The sequence below is a fragment of the Candidatus Amarobacter glycogenicus genome (genome assembly GCF_016704105.1).
GTDB classification, from domain to species: domain Bacteria; phylum Chloroflexota; class Dehalococcoidia; order Tepidiformales; family Tepidiformaceae; genus Amarobacter; species Amarobacter glycogenicus.
In genome coordinates this window covers 100,170-115,928 of record NZ_JADJAT010000006.1, presented here as the reverse complement: position 1 = coordinate 115,928, position 15,759 = coordinate 100,170, and the positions used below count along the sequence as shown (strand labels likewise).

General features: G+C 65.0%; 17 protein-coding genes. 7 read left to right on the top strand and 10 right to left on the bottom strand.

Features of this window, described 5'->3' with window-relative positions; all coding sequences use genetic code 11:
* From recR to IPG14_RS09985, 3 genes are read left to right on the top strand one after another with little or no spacing between them, the layout of a single operon-like run.
* Entirely contained in the window at nt 1-609 is a 609-nt protein-coding gene (gene recR, locus IPG14_RS09995; RefSeq protein ID WP_343388460.1) for a recombination mediator RecR, read from the top strand.
* Nucleotides 610-612: 3 nt separating this feature from the next.
* Nucleotides 613-1,410, top strand: a complete 798-nt coding sequence (gene recO / locus IPG14_RS09990) for a DNA repair protein RecO (RefSeq protein ID WP_343383929.1) — start codon at nt 613-615, stop codon at nt 1,408-1,410.
* Nucleotides 1,400-1,903, top strand: coding sequence for a zinc ribbon domain-containing protein (locus IPG14_RS09985; protein ID WP_343383930.1), 504 nt, complete (start codon nt 1,400-1,402; stop codon nt 1,901-1,903). The genes recO and IPG14_RS09985 overlap by 11 nt, the downstream gene beginning before the upstream one ends.
* Nucleotides 1,904-1,909: 6 nt before the next feature.
* On the opposite strand, the gene IPG14_RS09980 is transcribed toward IPG14_RS09985, so the two are convergent.
* The 4 genes from IPG14_RS09980 to rsmI are packed head-to-tail and all read right to left on the bottom strand — an operon-like array spanning nt 1,910 to nt 6,235.
* Entirely contained in the window at nt 1,910-2,887 is a 978-nt protein-coding gene (locus IPG14_RS09980; protein ID WP_343391693.1) for a polyprenyl synthetase family protein, read from the bottom strand.
* Nucleotides 2,884-3,699: a TatD family hydrolase gene (locus IPG14_RS09975; protein WP_343388462.1), complete on the bottom strand. Its 816-nt coding sequence runs from the start codon at nt 3,697-3,699 to the stop codon at nt 2,884-2,886. Before IPG14_RS09975 ends, IPG14_RS09980 begins: the two co-directional genes overlap by 4 nt.
* Nucleotides 3,696-5,348 carry a methionine--tRNA ligase gene (gene metG, locus IPG14_RS09970; protein ID WP_343391692.1) on the bottom strand — a complete coding sequence of 551 codons (1,653 nt, stop codon included), beginning with the start codon at nt 5,346-5,348 and terminating at the stop codon, nt 3,696-3,698. The genes IPG14_RS09975 and metG overlap by 4 nt, the downstream gene beginning before the upstream one ends.
* A gap of 59 nt (nt 5,349-5,407) precedes the next feature.
* Nucleotides 5,408-6,235, bottom strand: a complete 828-nt coding sequence (rsmI, locus tag IPG14_RS09965; protein ID WP_343391691.1) for a 16S rRNA (cytidine(1402)-2'-O)-methyltransferase — start codon at nt 6,233-6,235, stop codon at nt 5,408-5,410.
* A gap of 156 nt (nt 6,236-6,391) precedes the next feature.
* Between rsmI and IPG14_RS09960 the strand changes: the two genes are divergently transcribed.
* A complete protein-coding gene (locus IPG14_RS09960) occupies nt 6,392-7,576 on the top strand; it encodes a GuaB3 family IMP dehydrogenase-related protein (protein ID WP_343385213.1) in 1,185 nt (394 codons plus the stop codon).
* Nucleotides 7,557-8,150, top strand: a complete 594-nt coding sequence (locus IPG14_RS09955) for a hypothetical protein (RefSeq protein WP_343391690.1) — start codon at nt 7,557-7,559, stop codon at nt 8,148-8,150. The genes IPG14_RS09960 and IPG14_RS09955 overlap by 20 nt, the downstream gene beginning before the upstream one ends.
* Before the next feature lie 64 nt (nt 8,151-8,214).
* Here the strand turns inward: IPG14_RS09955 and IPG14_RS09950 are convergent, their stop codons facing one another.
* The 5 genes from IPG14_RS09950 to hisS form a co-directional block, all read right to left on the bottom strand.
* Nucleotides 8,215-9,027, bottom strand: coding sequence for an HAD family hydrolase (locus IPG14_RS09950; RefSeq protein ID WP_343391689.1), 813 nt, complete (start codon nt 9,025-9,027; stop codon nt 8,215-8,217).
* Between the two features lie 115 nt (nt 9,028-9,142).
* Nucleotides 9,143-9,550, bottom strand: a complete 408-nt coding sequence (locus tag IPG14_RS09945) for a DUF1801 domain-containing protein (protein WP_343391688.1) — start codon at nt 9,548-9,550, stop codon at nt 9,143-9,145.
* 10 nt (nt 9,551-9,560) lie between these two features.
* Nucleotides 9,561-10,382 (bottom strand): peptide chain release factor N(5)-glutamine methyltransferase, encoded by an 822-nt coding sequence (gene prmC, locus IPG14_RS09940; protein WP_343388468.1) that lies wholly within the window; start codon nt 10,380-10,382, stop codon nt 9,561-9,563.
* Complete coding sequence (prfA, locus tag IPG14_RS09935) at nt 10,379-11,458, bottom strand: peptide chain release factor 1 (RefSeq protein ID WP_343391740.1); 1,080 nt, start codon at nt 11,456-11,458, stop codon at nt 10,379-10,381. Before prfA ends, prmC begins: the two co-directional genes overlap by 4 nt.
* Nucleotides 11,459-11,514: 56 nt before the next feature.
* Nucleotides 11,515-12,792 carry a histidine--tRNA ligase gene (hisS, locus tag IPG14_RS09930; RefSeq protein ID WP_343391687.1) on the bottom strand — a complete coding sequence of 426 codons (1,278 nt, stop codon included), beginning with the start codon at nt 12,790-12,792 and terminating at the stop codon, nt 11,515-11,517.
* Nucleotides 12,793-12,867: 75 nt separating this feature from the next.
* On the opposite strand from hisS, the gene IPG14_RS09925 reads away from it, so the two are divergent.
* Complete coding sequence (locus IPG14_RS09925; protein ID WP_343391686.1) at nt 12,868-15,135, top strand: bifunctional (p)ppGpp synthetase/guanosine-3',5'-bis(diphosphate) 3'-pyrophosphohydrolase; 2,268 nt, start codon at nt 12,868-12,870, stop codon at nt 15,133-15,135.
* Here the strand turns inward: IPG14_RS09925 and IPG14_RS09920 are convergent.
* Nucleotides 15,132-15,338: a hypothetical protein gene (locus IPG14_RS09920; RefSeq protein WP_343391685.1), complete on the bottom strand. Its 207-nt coding sequence runs from the start codon at nt 15,336-15,338 to the stop codon at nt 15,132-15,134. The two genes, IPG14_RS09925 and IPG14_RS09920, sit on opposite strands and share 4 nt — an antisense overlap.
* Before the next feature lie 143 nt (nt 15,339-15,481).
* Here IPG14_RS09920 and IPG14_RS09915 point away from each other — a divergent pair, with 143 nt between their 5' ends.
* Nucleotides 15,482-15,754, top strand: coding sequence for a hypothetical protein (locus IPG14_RS09915; protein WP_343383942.1), 273 nt, complete (start codon nt 15,482-15,484; stop codon nt 15,752-15,754).
* The last annotated feature ends 5 nt before the right edge of the window (nt 15,755-15,759 follow it).

Here is a 15,759-nt window from a genome sequence, read left to right as displayed (position 1 = left end):
GTGGCCGAGGCTCCATCCACCCCCGAGCCCATCCAGCGGCTCATCGAGGCGTTTCATCGTCTCCCCGGCATCGGCCCGAAGTCCGCGCAACGTCTCGCTTACCACATCCTCCGCACGAGCGAACAGGAAGCGCTAGCGCTGACCGAGGCCGTCACGGATGTGAAACGCCGGATCCGCCTCTGTTCCGTCTGTCTGAACATCACCGAAGCCGATCCCTGCGCATACTGCTCCGATGACCGCCGCGACAAAGCCGTAGTCTGCGTGGTGGAACAACCGCTGGATGTGCTCGCGATCGAGCGCTCCGGCGGGTACAAGGGCCAGTACCATGTGCTCCATGGCATCCTCAACCCGATCGACGGCGTTGGCCCCGAGGACATCCACGTTCGGGAGCTGGTTGTCCGGCTCCAGGCCGGCGAGATCCAGGAAGTCATCATGGCGACGAACCCCAGCCTCGAAGGCGAGGCCACGGCCATGTACATCCAGCGTTTGCTCAGCCCCGCCGGAGTCCGTGTCACCCGGCTGGCGCGCGGCCTCCCCAGCGGTGCGGATCTCGAATATACCGACGACGTCACGCTCGCGCGCGCCCTCGAAGGCAGGCGCGAGCTCTAGGTCATGAGCACCCGCCCGCGAAGCTACAACACCGAAGGCGTGATACTCCGCCGGAGGAACCTCGGCGAGGCTGATTCCATCTTCACCGTGTTCAGTCCCACCGAGGGGAAGTTCGACGCGATAGCGCGCGCGGTGCGCAAACCCAAGAGCCGCATGCGCGGCCACCTCGAACCCCTGACCCGCAGCCAGATGCACCTCGCCCACGGCCGCAACCTCGACGTCTTCACCCAGGCGGAAACCATCGCCGCCTACCTGGCTGTCCGCGACGACCTCGACCGCCTCACGCTCGCGATCTACTGCTGCGAACTCGTGGACCGCTTCACCGCCGACCGTGCCGCACAGTCCGAGCTGTACGACCTGCTCGTCGACCTGCTCGAAGCGCTCGACGCGGGAGCGTCTCCCACCGTGGCGCGCTACTTCGAACTGCGGGTACTGGCCAACACCGGCTACGAAATCCGGCTCTCTCACTGCGCGATCTGCGACGGTCCGATCGCCGAGGAAGACACGCTCTTCTCGGTTGCTTCCGGTGGCCTGGTTTGTGGTGGATGCAGGAGTCGCGGCGGCTCCGGGCGGCTCATCAGCGTCCGTGCCATCAAGGCAATGCGGTTCGCCGCCAATGCGACCATGGGGCAGTTCGCCGGCCTTCGCCTGGAGGCGGAACTCGAAGCCGAGCTGCAGCGCGTCCTCGGCGAGGCGATCCGCTCAGTTCTCGAACGCGAGACGAATTCAGGGCGCTACGTCGAGGCGTTAGCCGTCCCTTTACGGCCGCCCGTCCACGAATCTCCGGGAGATGTACAATAACCGGCACTCCACCGAACTGAACGGGACGAACCAGATGCCCCTGTACGAGTACTTTTGCCAGCCCTGCAACGGGATTTTCGAAGAGCTCCGGCCCATCCGCGAGGCGACTGAGCCGGTGCCTTGCCCGCAGTGCTTCAAGGATGCCGCCCGCATCATGCCCACCTCATTCGCGGCATTCACTTATCGCGACGGCTACCCGCGCCGCATCCCGGACGATGGCAAGTTCTACCACCTCGGACAGAAGGTAACGAAGCTCGTCACCAGCGCCCGCCCGAACGAGCACCCGGAGATCAACAAGCCCGAGCCCAAGCGCCGCCGCTCCAAGGGCGAGAAGGCCGATCTCCGCGACATGCGCGCCGCAGCCGCCAAAGGCGACCTTGTGGATGCCTACCGGAACCCTGTCGCGCCCAGCGCCGTGACCGAGATGGTGGATACCGGGCGCGTGGTGCGAAAGGGTAGTCCTACCCACGCACCCGATCACCTCGGCAGCTAAGTCCGGCTAGCTTCTCCGGTTCAAGACGTACTCGCCGAGGTCCGCCAGGCAATCCTTCGCGTCCGAGGCGGGAAGCACATCGAGGGCGGCGTTCGCCCGTCGGATGTAGTCCCGGGCGATGTCCATCGAAGCTTCGATGACGTCTGATGCAAGGATCGCTCCGATCGCTTCCTGCAGTCGCAGGTGGCGTTCGCGCCGGGCGGTGAAGAACCGCTTGATCGGGTTGTTCCGGGGGTATCGCTCCAGGAATAGCAGGCCGGGGAGGGTCACGGTCCCCTCGAGAAGGTCGCTGCCGACAGGCTTGCCCATCAATTCTTCATCACCCGTGTAGTCGAGGATATCGTCGACAATCTGGAAGGCCATGCCCAGGCTGTAGCCGTAGGTGCGAAGGGCTTCCACCGTCTTTTCATCGAGCCCGCCGAGGACGGCGCCGCCCTCCGTGGCATTCGCAATGAGCGCAGCGGTCTTCCCACCGATCCGCCAGAGGTACTGCTGGACGTCCTTCCCCATGTCGAAGGCGGCCGCATCCTGGTCCAGTTCACCGCTCGTCATCTTCATCAGGGCGAGAGCGAAAAGGCGCGTCACCGAGAGGCTGCCCGTCCGCGTCACCATCTCCGCGGCGTTCGCAAACATGTAGTCGCCCAGGAGGACGGTGATGGCGTTGTCGAAGACCGCGTTGGTGGTGGGCCTTCCTCGCCGGCTCAGTGCACCATCGACGACATCGTCGTGGACGAGGCTGGCAGTGTGCAGCAACTCGATCGCTGCCCCAAGCGGGACAAGCTTGTTCAGGTTGTAGTCGCCAAGGTTGCCCGTCAGCAACACCAGCGCCGGCCGCAGCCGCTTGCCGCGGGCCTCGAGGGCGTGGTCCAGCATCCGCTTGAGTGGCGCCAACTCGACCTGCTTGATCGATTCGAGGACGTCCTCGACGAGGATCATGTCTTCGGCCACGGGACCGTACAGCGGCTTCAGCGGGGTCTGCGTCATCCGCCCACCGCCGTTGCCCCTACCGGCAGGCGAAACAGGCGTCCCGCGTTCCGCGTCGTCACGTCGAGTACCCGTTCGAGCGGCTCTCTCCGCAGCGCGGCTATTGCGCGCGCCGCCGCGACCACGTGTGCTGGCTCGTTCAGTTGGCCCCTCCTTGTCTGTGGCGGAAGGTACGGGCTATCCGTCTCGATGACCAGCGACTCAAGCGGCACGCCCTGGGCGAGCCGTGCCGTCACCTCGTTCTTCGGATAGGTCACCGAGCAGGCGACGGAGATCAGGAAGCCCATCTCGAGGTACTGCTGGGCCTGTTCGCAGGTCCCGCCGAAACAGTGCATCACGCCCGGAATGGCGAGGCCGGCCGCGCGGGCCTTCTCGGCGTACGGTCCAAGGTGGACCGCAATGGCGTCTTCGGCAGAACGAGAATGCACCGACACCGGCTTCCCCACGCGCAAAGCCATCTCGAGTTGTGCATCGATCAACGTTCGCTGGTTCGCCGGCGTCGAGTGGTGACGATACGCATCGAGGCCGATCTCCCCGACCGCGACGACTTCCGGCAACCGCGCGAGCGATTCCAGTTCGGCCAGCATTCCTGGGGTCACGTGGTCGGCTTCGTGCGGGTGGAAGCCGACCGCCGGAAAGAGCAGCGGAGAGCGCGCGGCCAGTTCAAGGGCCAGCTGGTTCGAAGAAGGGTCGTAGCCGAGGACCGCGATGCCTTCGAGACCGGCGGCACGGGCGCGGTCGATGATGCCATCGAAGTTCGCGAGGAGCTGCGGGTCCTGGATGTGGCTGTGCGTATCGAACGCCCCGGTCATGCGCTCGCACCCGCAAGCTCGGTCTCGATCTTCGCGTAAAGCGGACGAGCCGGCGCCAGTGTCGTCCCGCCCGGCACGGCCTGGTACTCCCATCCGTGTTGGCGGAGGTCGCCGTCGAGGCCGAGGTCCTCGTGCAACTGGGCGGTCGAAAACGGCAGGACGGGGTGAAGGAGCACCTTGAGTGCGTTGATGACGTTCAAGGCCGTGGCGAGCGTCTCCGCGGCGTGCGGGGTGTCGGTCTTGACCGCCTTCCACGGCGCGCGTTCGTCGAGGTACTTGTTGGCCGATTGCGCCAGCCGAAGCGCTTCCTGGAGTCCGCCGCGGAAGTGGCAGGCTCCGAACTCGCCGCCAACGGCGCCGAACGCCGCCCGAGCATCGTTCAGGATAGCCTCGGATTCCGGAGAGAGCGCACCCACCGGTGGCACGATGCCGCCGAAGTTCCGGTGAATCATGGAGATGACGCGGTTTGCCAGGTTGCCCCACGTCGCGATCAGCACGTCATTGTTCGCGCGCACTAGGTCTTCTTCCCGGAACTCGGTGTCGTTCGTTTCCGGGAGCACCGTTGTCAGGTAAAAGCGGACGACATCGGGCGCGTAGCTGTCCAGCAGGTCCAGCATCCAGTTCCCGGTGCCCTTGGACTTGCTTTGCTTCTGGGTCGCGGAGAAGTTCACGTACTGGTTGGCGGGCACATCGTAAGGGACGTTTAGGCCCTCATAGCCCATCAGCATCATCGGCCAGATGACCGTGTGGAACGGGATATTGTCCTTGCCGATGAAGTAGTACGAACGGACCGAGGGATCCTCCCAGTACGGCCGCCAGGCCTCGGGATCACCCTTCCTCGCCGCCCACTCCTTGCTTGCAGAAAGGTACCCAATCACTGCGTCGAACCAGACGTAGATGCGCTTGTTCTCGTAGCCATCCACCGGGACCGGCACTCCCCATGCGATGTCCCGTGTGATCGCCCGGTCCTTCAGCCCCTCGTTCAGCATCCCGAGCGTGAAGTTGAGGACGTTCCGCCTCCAGTGCGACTGCTTCCCCGCCCACTCTTTCAGCCGTTCTTCCATCGCGGTCAGGCGCAGGAAGTAGTGCTCCGACGGTTTCAGGACGGGAGTCGCGCCGGAGATCTTGCTCCGTGGGTTGATGAGTTCGACAGCGTCCAGGGTCTTGCCGCAGTTGTCGCACTGGTCGCCGCGCGCCTCGGGGTACGCGCAGTTCGGACAGGTGCCCTCGACATAACGGTCAGGGAGGAAGCGGTCCGCCTGCGGGTCGTACAGGTACTCTTCGGTCCGCGGGTAGAGGAGTCCGTTCTCCTTCAGCTTGAGGAAGACATCCTGCGTGACCTGGTAATGGTTCTCGGTCAGCGTTGTCGTGTACAGATCGTAGGAAATGCCGAAACGTTCCCAGACCTCGAGGATCTTCGCGTGGTAGCGGTCGACGATGACCTGGGGTTCAACGCCCTCCTTGTCGGCCGCGACCGTGATCGGTGTCCCGTGGCAATCGGAGCCGGAAACCATCAGGACATCGTTGCCTTTGAGCCGCTGGTAACGCGCGAAAATGTCCGAAGGCAGATATGCGCCTGCGGCCTGGCCTACGTGCAGCAGGTAGTTCGCGTAGGGCCATGCCACGCAGACAAGGATTCGTTCGGGCACGGAATAACCTGGTCGAAAAGGATCGCTTCGAGTCTAGCACAGGGGGCAGCGTGGGGCCGTCAGAGTGCTTCCCATGCCTCGTAGAGCTCGTCCCGCCGGGCCCCGGTGAGCCTGGCAACCTCCGCCGCCGCCGCGGGACGCCGCGCTCCGGCGCGCTTCATGGCGGCGAGCAGCGTGGAGGCTTCCGCAGTGTCCGCTTGCGCATTCGCGGCCGGGGGGCACCGGACAACGACGGTGCACTCTCCCCGCGCCGTCTGGAACCGCGGCGCCAACTCCGAAGCGGCCCCTCGGACCACCTCTTCGTGGAGCTTGGTCAACTCCCGGCAGACGACCGTTTCCGGGTCGCCGAGTTCGGCCACCAGTTCGAGGAGCGTCTTGCCCAGCCGTTGAGGACTTTCGAAGAACACCAGCACCGGCGCCGAAAGTGCAGCAGCACGCAGCCGGGCGATGCGTTCGCCCCGGGTCTTTGGCAGGAAGCCCAGGAAGTGGACATCGGAACCTTCGAACCCCGAGGCCGAAACAGCGGCCGCCAGCGCGGACGGGCCAGGGATCGGCACAACCCGCACACCGCCGGCGTGGGCTGCTTCTACCAGCCGGGCGCCCGGGTCGGCGATGACCGGCGTGCCTGCATCCGAGACAAGGGCGACGATGCCCGTTCGAGCCGCCTCGAGCAGCGCCGGAATGCGCTGCCCCACGTTGTGTTCGGTCAGGCTCAGCATGCGGCCGCTTCCACCGGCCCGTTTCACCAGCATTCCGCTCGTGCGCGTGTCTTCCGCCGCCACGGTCGTCGCTGAGCGTAGTGTCGCTATGGCCCGCTCAGAGAGGTCGCCAAGGTTCCCGATTGGCGTCGCCACGATGTACAGGCCCGGTTCGATTGATGTGGTCATTGATGGAATCCATAATCGGCATTGCACATAACCGAATAAACGACACGATTTTGTGTTGACCCCCCGGCAGGCAGTTTCCTACACTCGTACGAACACCTTCCCCGGGATTGCGCTGACTTGAGTACTGCTCTCAACTTTTCCTCCGCCGCCTCCGACATTCCGGAGAGCGGCCTTGCGCCGTTTGCCGAAAACGACCTCGCCGCGCCCAAGTTCAAGCAACTCCGCCGTGCCTATGGCTTCGATGAAGTCGCCATAGTACCCGGCGATGTCACCATCAATCCCGAACTCACCGAACTGGGGCTCGACATTGGGCCCCATCATTTTGCCATCCCGTTCCTCGCCTCGGCCATGGATGCGGTGGTAGACCCGAGTTTCGCGATCGCCATGCAGAAGGCCGGCGGGTTGGCTGTCCTCAACCTCGAAGGCGTCTGGACCAAGTACGACGACCCGACGAGCATCCTCGAAGAGGTCGCCTCGGCCAGCAGGGATGAAGCAACCCGCCTCCTCCAGGAAGCCTACCAGCAGCCCATCCGCGAGGAATACATCGCTAAGCGGATCGGCGAGATGCGCGCCGGCGGCGCCGTCGCGGCCGTCTCGCTCACGCCCATGAACACGAAGAAGTACGCCGCTCTCATCCAGGAAGCAGGCGCCGATATCCTCGTCGTCCAGAGCACGGTGACCACCGCCCGGCACGAGTCCAACAGCGCCGAGGGTCTCCGCTTCGACAAGCTCTTCAAGGACATCCACATCCCCGTGGTCGTCGGCAACACTGTCGGCTTCAAGGCCACCCTCGAGATCATGCGCACCGGCGTCGCCGGCGTCCTTGTGGGCGTTGGCCCCGGCGCCGCCTGCACGAGCCGCGAAGTGCTCGGCATCGGCGTCCCCCAGGTAACTGCCACGATCGATTGCGCCGCCGCCCGCGACTTCTACCTCAAGGAGAGCGGACGTTACGTGCCAATCATCACCGATGGCGGGATCCGCACCGGCGGTGACGTCTGCAAGTGCTTCGCCAGTGGCGCCGATGCAGTCATGATGGGCTCGCCCTTCGCCGCCACGGTGGAAGCGCCTGGGCGCGGCTACCACTGGGGCATGGCCACACCTCATGCAAACCTGCCGCGAGGCACCCGTGTCGCCGTCGGCGTCAGCACCACCATCCAGAAGGCGCTCTACGGGCCTACCAGCCGCACCGACGGCACGGAAAACCTGGTGGGCGCTCTCCGGACGGCGATGGGGATGTGCGGAGCACACACTGTCCGCGAGTTCCAGCAGGCCGAGATGGTCATCGCTCCCGCGATCAAGACCGAAGGGAAGATCTACCAGTTTGCGCAGTCGCAGGCTTAGGCTTCTCGCTCTCGTAGCATTCCTGACAGCGGCTCTCGTTCCGGGGGCCGCTGTTTTCGTCCGTCCGGCCTACGCCTGTTCGCTTTACCAGGTCGATTCCCCCGGGCAGCTCGTTCCCGACTCGGAAGTCATCGTCATCGGCCGCGTCGTCTCCACTGCCGGCGGCAGCCTGGTCCTGCGCCCGGAGGCGTTCCTGAAGGGCCCTGCATCCGCGGAAGACATCGCCCTGGCACCCAACCGGACAGACTGTCCGACGGCGGCGCTAAACGACGGCGACCGCGCGCTTATCTACATCGCCGATGCCGCGAAGCCGGCCTTCCCGCTGATCACCGAGGCATACCTGTTGGTTGATGGCCACGCCACCATGACCGGTGCGAAGACACGGAGCGAGAGCGAGGTCGTGGCTGAGATCCGGGGTCTCACCGGCCAGTACGCCGTTCCCGCTGCCACCGCGGCCGAGGGTGCCGGGATCGACTGGGGCAGCACCATTATCCCGCTCGGGATCGCGCTCGCCATCATTTTTGGGATCGGGCTCATCCTGATGCGCGTCTGGCACCGTATCGATCCGAGCTAGGCCGTTGTCCCCGGTGCGGCGCCGAAACCGCCCGGCACTTCGGCTGTCCCTCGTCCGGACCGGGCTATCCGGCCGGCGCCGAGCGGACGAGATCTTCCAGGAAGGCTGCGAGCATGTCCTCGCCGGGCTCCAGCACCTCGTCCGCCGCATCCATCGCGTAGGCGTCACTGTGCGGCATGGCAATGCCTCTACCCGCCCATGCGAGCATCGCGGCGTCGTTCACGCTGTCCCCAATCGCGATCACCTGGGCCCGGCCGATTCCCAGGTCGTCACAGACAAGCGAGAGCGCATGGCCTTTGTTCGCATCCTGGGCGACCGCCACCGTTACTTCCGGGAAGTCGAGCACGTGTAGTTCGTGTCCATGCCGGGCAACGAGTTCGCGGTGGATCCCGTTCGCGTCGGCGTGAGTCGAGATGATGCCAACGCCCGTTGGACGCACCCCGGAGTTCTCGGGGTCCCGCCGGTACTCCGGCTCGATGCCCGAGACGATGCCGTACTGTTCCGTCGCCCGCGAACGGGCCGAGACGACGTAGCGCAGCGGATTGAACCACTCGTATGCCCGTTCGATCTCGCGCGCGTACCCACAGATCTCGATCGCCAGGCCCCGGTCGATGAGGAACTCATGCGTCATCGTGCCGTCCGGGAGGTGGACCGAACACCCTTGCTGGCAGATCACCGGGGTGGTCAGCCCGAAGTGCCGCGCGATCTGGCTGGTCCCCGGAAACATGCGGCCCGAAGCGAGCAGGATGTGGATGCCGGAATCGACGCAAGCCCGTACCGCTCTGGTCAATCGCTCGGTCGGCTCATGGGTCGCACCGTACCCGTGCGGCGGGATCACCGTGCCGTCGATGTCGAGAGCGACCAGCTTCACTGCCACCGTGCGCTCCCCATGCCACTTTCGACTGCATCTGTTCGCACGATCACGAAATTCATGCCGCTCAGCTTAAAGGGCGCACCCCAGGGGGCCAGATGTGACGGGCGGGAGCGTTCGGTTAGGTCCGCCAGGGCTCGAGGCATAGTCGAAGATGCATGTAAGCGGCTTCGATCAGCGCGCCGAGAGCGCCAGGGTCGACTTCGCTGCCGGGCCGCAGCTGCACATGGCGCATCCGCCGGCCCCTGCCTTCCAACAGGCCCGCCGGGTCGCCCAGGTCCGCGCCGTGGAAGAACCCCACGTTGACGTGGGCCGTGAAGACGTTCACATAGCCGAACGGCGCGTCATCGATGCAGGCGGTGGGACAACCGTCGTGCATCAACTCGCGCAGGTCGCCGTCACCACACTGGCGCATCCGGCCGAACCAGTGCCGGGCGATGGCGCCGAGTTCCGGAGTCCGCTCGTCCAGCCATTTGTCGATGGCCGGGTCCCGCTCGAGCGCTCCCGAGAAGCGGAGGATCTGGTCCATCTCTGACGCCTCACTTCCAACGGCAGCAGACGATGCGGTCGATGCCGGCCAGGTCCTTCACGAACCATGGCTCCACGCCTGCCGCCCGGAGGATCCCCGCCACGTCCTCGGCCTGTCCGAATCCGACCTCCAGGGCCAGCAGGCGAGGCTTCAGCCGGCTCGCGCAGTCAAGGATGAGCTTCCGGATGAGTTCGTAACCATCTACGCCGCCATCGAGTGCGACCCGGGGCTCCCACTTGCTCACTTCCGGCTCCAGCGCGTCAATCTCCCAGCGCGGGATGTACGGCAGGTTCGCGAGGACGACCGATGCGTGCGCCACTGGTGCCGCGAGATCTCCGAGCAATAGCAGCAGCCCAGGGGCATGGCGGGTCGCATTGGAGCGGGCGAAGGCGATCGCCTCCACGCTGACCTCCGTGGCGATGACGGTCGCTGCGGGTCGCTCGGCAGCGATCGAGACGGCGACAGCGCCGCTGCCCGTGCCTACCTCCAGGACGATTGCCCGGGGGTCGGTATCCAGCTCAACGATCCCGAGCTCGACCAGGAGTTCGGTTTCCGGCCGTGGCACGAGTACGCCCCGGCCCACACCGAACTCCCGCCCGAAGAACTCGCGGTGGCCCGTGATGTAGGTCGCCGGTTCGCGGGACTCGCGGCGTTCTGCCCAGTTTGCGAGTGTCTCGGTTGCTTCCGGCGTCAGTTGGGAACCTGCGAAGTACTGTGCGCGGGAGATGCCGCCCGCTTCACGGGCGAGGAGTTCGGCCTCGAATCGGGCATCTTCGATACCCGCTGCCGCAAGCCGGCTCGCAACCTCCGAAGCCGCGGCACGAGCGTTCACTCCCCGAGCCCCTCCAGCCGTGCCGCCTCGTCCGCAGTAGCGACCGCATCGATGAGGTCGTCGAGGTTGCCGTCCAGCCGGTCAGGGATGTTGTGGACCGTCAGTCCGATGCGGTGGTCGGTGATCCGATCCTGGGGGAAGTTGTAGGTGCGAATCTTCTCGCTCCGGTCCCCGCTTCCCACCTGCAGCTTGCGGACCTCGCTCATTTCCGCCGTTGCCTTGCTCTGTTCCAGGTCGAACAGGCGCGAGCGAAGGACGGTCATCGCCTTTATCCGGTTCTTCAGCTGGGAACGTTCGTCCTGGCAGACGACGACCATTCCGGTCGGAAGGTGCGTGAGCCGCACCGCTGTCGCGACCTTATTGACGTTCTGGCCCCCCGCCCCGGAGGCATGGTAGATATCGACCCGGACGTCCTTCTCCTCGATAGCGACATCGACTTCTTCGGCTTCGGGGAGGACGGCGACGGTTGCGGTGGAAGTGTGGATGCGCCCCTGTGCTTCGGTCTCCGGGACACGCTGCACGCGGTGGACCCCGCTCTCGAACTTCAGGCGGGAGTAGGCGCCGTCGCCTCGCACTTCGAACACGACTTCCTTGAAGCCGCCCTTCTCCGATTCCGATGCATTGAGGATCTCGGTCGCCCAATGCTTCCGCTCCGCGTAACGGGCATATGCACGGTAGAGTTCGAAGCCGAACAGAGCGGCTTCCTCGCCCCCGGCGCCGGCCCGGATCTCGACGATGACGTTGCGGGAATCGCGTGGGTCCCGTGGAAGCAGCCCGCGCCGGATCTTCTCGGTCAGCGCCTCCATCACAGCGTTCGCCTCGGCGAGCTCCACTTCGGCGAGCTCTTTCATCTCGGCATCGCCGTCAGCCATGAGTGCCTGCGCTTCGTCGGCCGCCTTTCGGGCAGCTTCGTAGTCCGCGAACATGTGGACTACGTCTTCGACCTCGGCGCGCTCACGAGCGAGCTTGTTGCTCTGTTCGAAGTCGGCGGCGATTTCGGGGCGCGCCATCTCGTCCGTCAGTTCGTTGAACCGGCCCCGGATGCGTTCGAGCTGGGCGATGATTGCGTTGTCCATGGTGAAAAAGAGGGCCCGCACCGGGCGGACCGAGCCCAGCATAGCACCGGTAGAGGCTACGCTCTGAGCTTCGCCGCGAGTAAGGCCGGCAGCCGGCCCAGTTCGACGGACTCCTGTTCGCCTTCTCCGGTGAGGTCTTTCACCGTCCCGGCGCCCCTGGCGAGTTCATCGTCGCCGATGATGACCGCGAACTTTGCGCCCGAGTGGTTGGCTCCCCGCATCTGCGCTTTAAACGACTTGTTCGACTCTCCGAGGACGGCCGCCACACCCGCGCTGCGGAGTCGCGATGCCAGGCCGAACACCATGGCTGCGGCGCCTTCGGCCTTGTGGACGATGTAGACATCCGCAGCCGCTTCGTTCTCGAAGACGACTCCGCTGCGCTGCATCTCGAGGATGATCCGTTCGATTCCGCTGCCGAAGCCCATTCCCGGCGTTGGCGGACCCCCGAGGATCTCCATCAGGCCGTCATACCGTCCTCCACCGCCGATCGTCCCCTGCGCCCGCGCGTCGTCGGTCGGGACGATTTCGAATACCGTCCGGTTGTAGTAGTCGAGTCCGCGGACGAGCAGCGGGTCGATCTCCACCGGGATCTCCGTCGCTTCAAGGGCGCCGAGGACGGTCTCGTGGTGTGCCCGCGCTTCGGGACTGAGGTTGTCGACGAGCTTCGGGGCCGCTTCCTTGTAGGGCAGGTCGCGCTCGTCTTTGCTGTCCAGGAGGCGCAGCGGGTTGCGTTCGAACCGTCGCTGGCTGTCTTCGGAGAGCTTTGGCAAGTGCGGACGGTAGTAGTCCTTGAGGCGCTCGACGTATGCACGGCGCGGTGCGATGTCGTCGAGCGACCCGAGCCGCACACCGGCGTTTCGGATTCCAAGCATGGTGTACAGGCGCCAGAGGACCGCGATTACTTCAGCATCGACGAGCGGGTCGGTGGAGCCGAAGATCTCGCAGTCGAACTGGGTGTGTTGCCGGTAGCGGCCCTTCTGCGGCCGGTCGTACCGGAACATCTGGTGCGTTGTATACAGGCGCACGGGCTGGGGCCAGCTGGCCATCCCGTGTTCCAGGTACGCGCGGCAGATCGCGGGTGTGCCCTCGGGCGTCAGTGCCAGCTTCTCGCCGCCACGGTCTTCGAAGGTGTACATCTCCTTCTCGACGATGTCGGTGGTGTCGCCACTCCCCTTTTCGAACACCCCGGCATACTCGAACGCGGGCGTATCGATGCGCCGGAACCCGTGCAGCCGGGTGACCACTCGGATGGCGTCGTTGACGGCCTGCCAGTATGGCTGCATGTCCGGGAGCACGTCTTGTGTGCCCCGCGGCGCCTGGAATCGTGTGGTCATGAAGGAGTTTCTTCCGGCGAAGGGGATGCATGGTAGGATAGGGTTCCACTCGTCCGGGGCAAAGAGGTTCGCTGTTTGTCGGTACGCACCGAGGAGCCCGTAACCAAGGACGCCGACTTCGGCGCGGTGGTCAGCCGTGCTTCGGACTACCTCCCCGCGGAACGCCTGGACGCCATCCGCGAGGCATACGAGTACGCCGCCAGCTGCCACGAAGGCCAGCTCCGCAAGACAGGCGACCCGTACATCACCCACCCGGTCTCCGTCGCGTACATGGTCGCGAACCTGGAACTCGACCACCAGGCGATCATCGCCGCCCTCCTCCATGACGTGCAGGAAGACTGCGGGATCGCCAACGAGACGCTCGTCGAGATGTTCGGGGCGCGGGTGGGCCGCCTCGTCGATGGCCTGACAAAGCTCGACAAGCTCCAGATGAACATCGGCGGCGTCGACCCGTCGCGCGGCACCGCACAGGCCCAGAACCTCCGCAAGATGTTCCTCGCCATGGCGGAAGACATCACGGTCGTCCTCATCAAGCTCTGCGACCGCCTCCACAACATGCGCACCCTCTGGGCGTTCCCGCCCGACAAGCAGCGGCGCATCGCACTCGAGACCCAGGAGATCTTCGCGCCACTCGCGAACCGCCTCGGCGTCTGGCAGATCAAGTGGGAACTCGAAGACCTCTCGTTCCGTTACCTCGAGCCGGAGAAGTACCGAGAGATCGCCGAACTGCTCTCTTCCAAGCGCATCACGCGGGAACGCTACATCCGCGAGGCATCCGAGATCCTCAAGGAACATCTCGACGCCGCCGGCATCAGTTCCGAAATCAGTGGCCGCGCGAAGCACATCGCCAGCATCTACCACAAGATGGGCCGCTACTCCGCCCAGTCCAAGACGTTCGACCAGATCTACGACTTGCTCGCCGTGCGCGTGTTCGTCGATAGCGTTTCGGAGTGCTACCACGCGCTCGGCATCATCCACGCGCTCTGGCGCCCGATACCGGGGCAGTTCGATGACTACATCGGCAATCCGAAGGATTCGATGTACCAGTCGCTCCATACCACCGTTGTCGGACCCGGCGGCAGACCCCTCGAAATCCAGATCCGCACCCACGACATGCATCGCGTCGCCGAATACGGAGTCGCCGCCCACTGGCGGTACAAAGAAGGCGGCAAGCAGTCCGGCAAGGATGAAGACCGCATAGCGTGGCTACGCCAGCTGCTCGATTGGCAGCGCGACCTCGCCGGCGCCGATGAGTTCGTCGAAAGCGTCAAAACGGACATCTTCCACGACCAGGTCTTCGTCTACACCCCAAAGGGCGACGTGCTCGACCTCCCGGCCGGAGCGACCCCCCTCGACTTTGCCTATCGCATCCATACGGACCTGGGCCACCAGACGGTCGGCGCGAAGGTCAACGGTCGGATGGTCTCGCTCAATTTGCAGATCAAGAACGGCGATGTCGTCGATATCATGCGCAGCCGCACCAGCAAGGGCCCCTCGCGCGACTGGCTGAACGGCAACCTCGGGTACGTCCGCACGACCCACTCGAAAGAAAAGATCCGCCAGTGGTTCCGTAAGCAAGAGCGCGCCGAGAACATCGATCGCGGGCGCGAACTCATCGAAAAAGAGATGCGCCGGCTGGGACTCGATCTCAGCGAACGCCAGGAACAGATCCTGGCATTCTTCCCGTACCCGTCATGGGAGGACTTCCTCGCGGCGCTGGGCTACGGCGGGGTCTCCACCAACTCCATCGCCCGGAAGTTCCAGGCGCTCATCGCCGAAGAAGAGGCAGTCGCAGAGACTCCGGCGCCCCTACCCGAGAAACTCGCCCCGGCCACACTCGGGGGCCCCGGCATGCGCGTCCTCGGCGTCGGCAACCTGCTGACGACGATGGCCCGCTGCTGTAACCCCCTCCCCGGCGACCAGATCGTCGGCTACGTCACCCGCACCCGCGGCGTCACCGTCCACAGGGCCGACTGCCTGAACGTCCTCAACGAAGAAGAGCACGAGCGCATTGTCGAAGTCGAATGGGGCACTGTGGCCAGGCTCTACCCGGTGCAGATCCTGATCGAAGCGTGGGACCGGGTCGGTCTCCTCCGCGATATCACCACCGTCGTGACCGAGGACAAGGTCAACATGGTCGGCGTGCGCACCATCGAGAATGGCGACGGTTCCGTCACCATCCAGGCGACACTCGAGACCACTGGCATCGAACAACTCTCACGCTTGCTCTCCCGGCTGGAGATCATCCGCGGCGTCCGCGCCGTCGACCGTGTGCAGGAAAAGAAGCGCAAGGGCGGCCAGGCCGAGCCAATCCCAATCCGCCGGGCAGCAAACCAGTCCTAGGCGGCACGCCGGCGCTGCGCGGGCAGCCGGTGCACGGTCGCTCGCCGGCGTGAATTCGCAGGGGAGGCTTGCCGCGACCTCTTCATCCCGCCGACGTGAGGCTCTCGCGTCGTGAAGTACTCCGTGGCCATTGCGGCGGTCACGGCGAGCGCGGAACCGATGAGGAAAAGGTCGAAGAGGATCGTGAGGAGCGGGTTCACCATTGCAGTCGTACATCCGTTCGAAAGTCCTGTGAGACTATGCGAACGACTGTTCGCATGTCAAGACAAATGTTCTAAAGTCGACAGTACATGTCGTGATGCCAGCCTGCCGTATACTCGCCGGGGCGGCACTGCGGGGAGGCAACATGGCGCGTGCGCGTGGGTTCTTCGGTCCGTCCGAACGGGCACTCGAATTCGGCAAGCAGTACGCCGAAGTGCTCCAGTACTGGGGCGAGTTCTTCGCGTCTGGCAGCAAGCTCGTCGGCGCCAACGTCAAGCTGGGCGAGTTGGCGAGCGATGCGGCGAAGGAGTGGGACCAGTGGGTGAAGGAGACCGCCAACGCCCCCTGGAACTGGATGAACCCCGATGTGATGAAGCGGATGATGGGTGGTGTGCCTCCTACTCCGAAGGCGCAATGATCGGA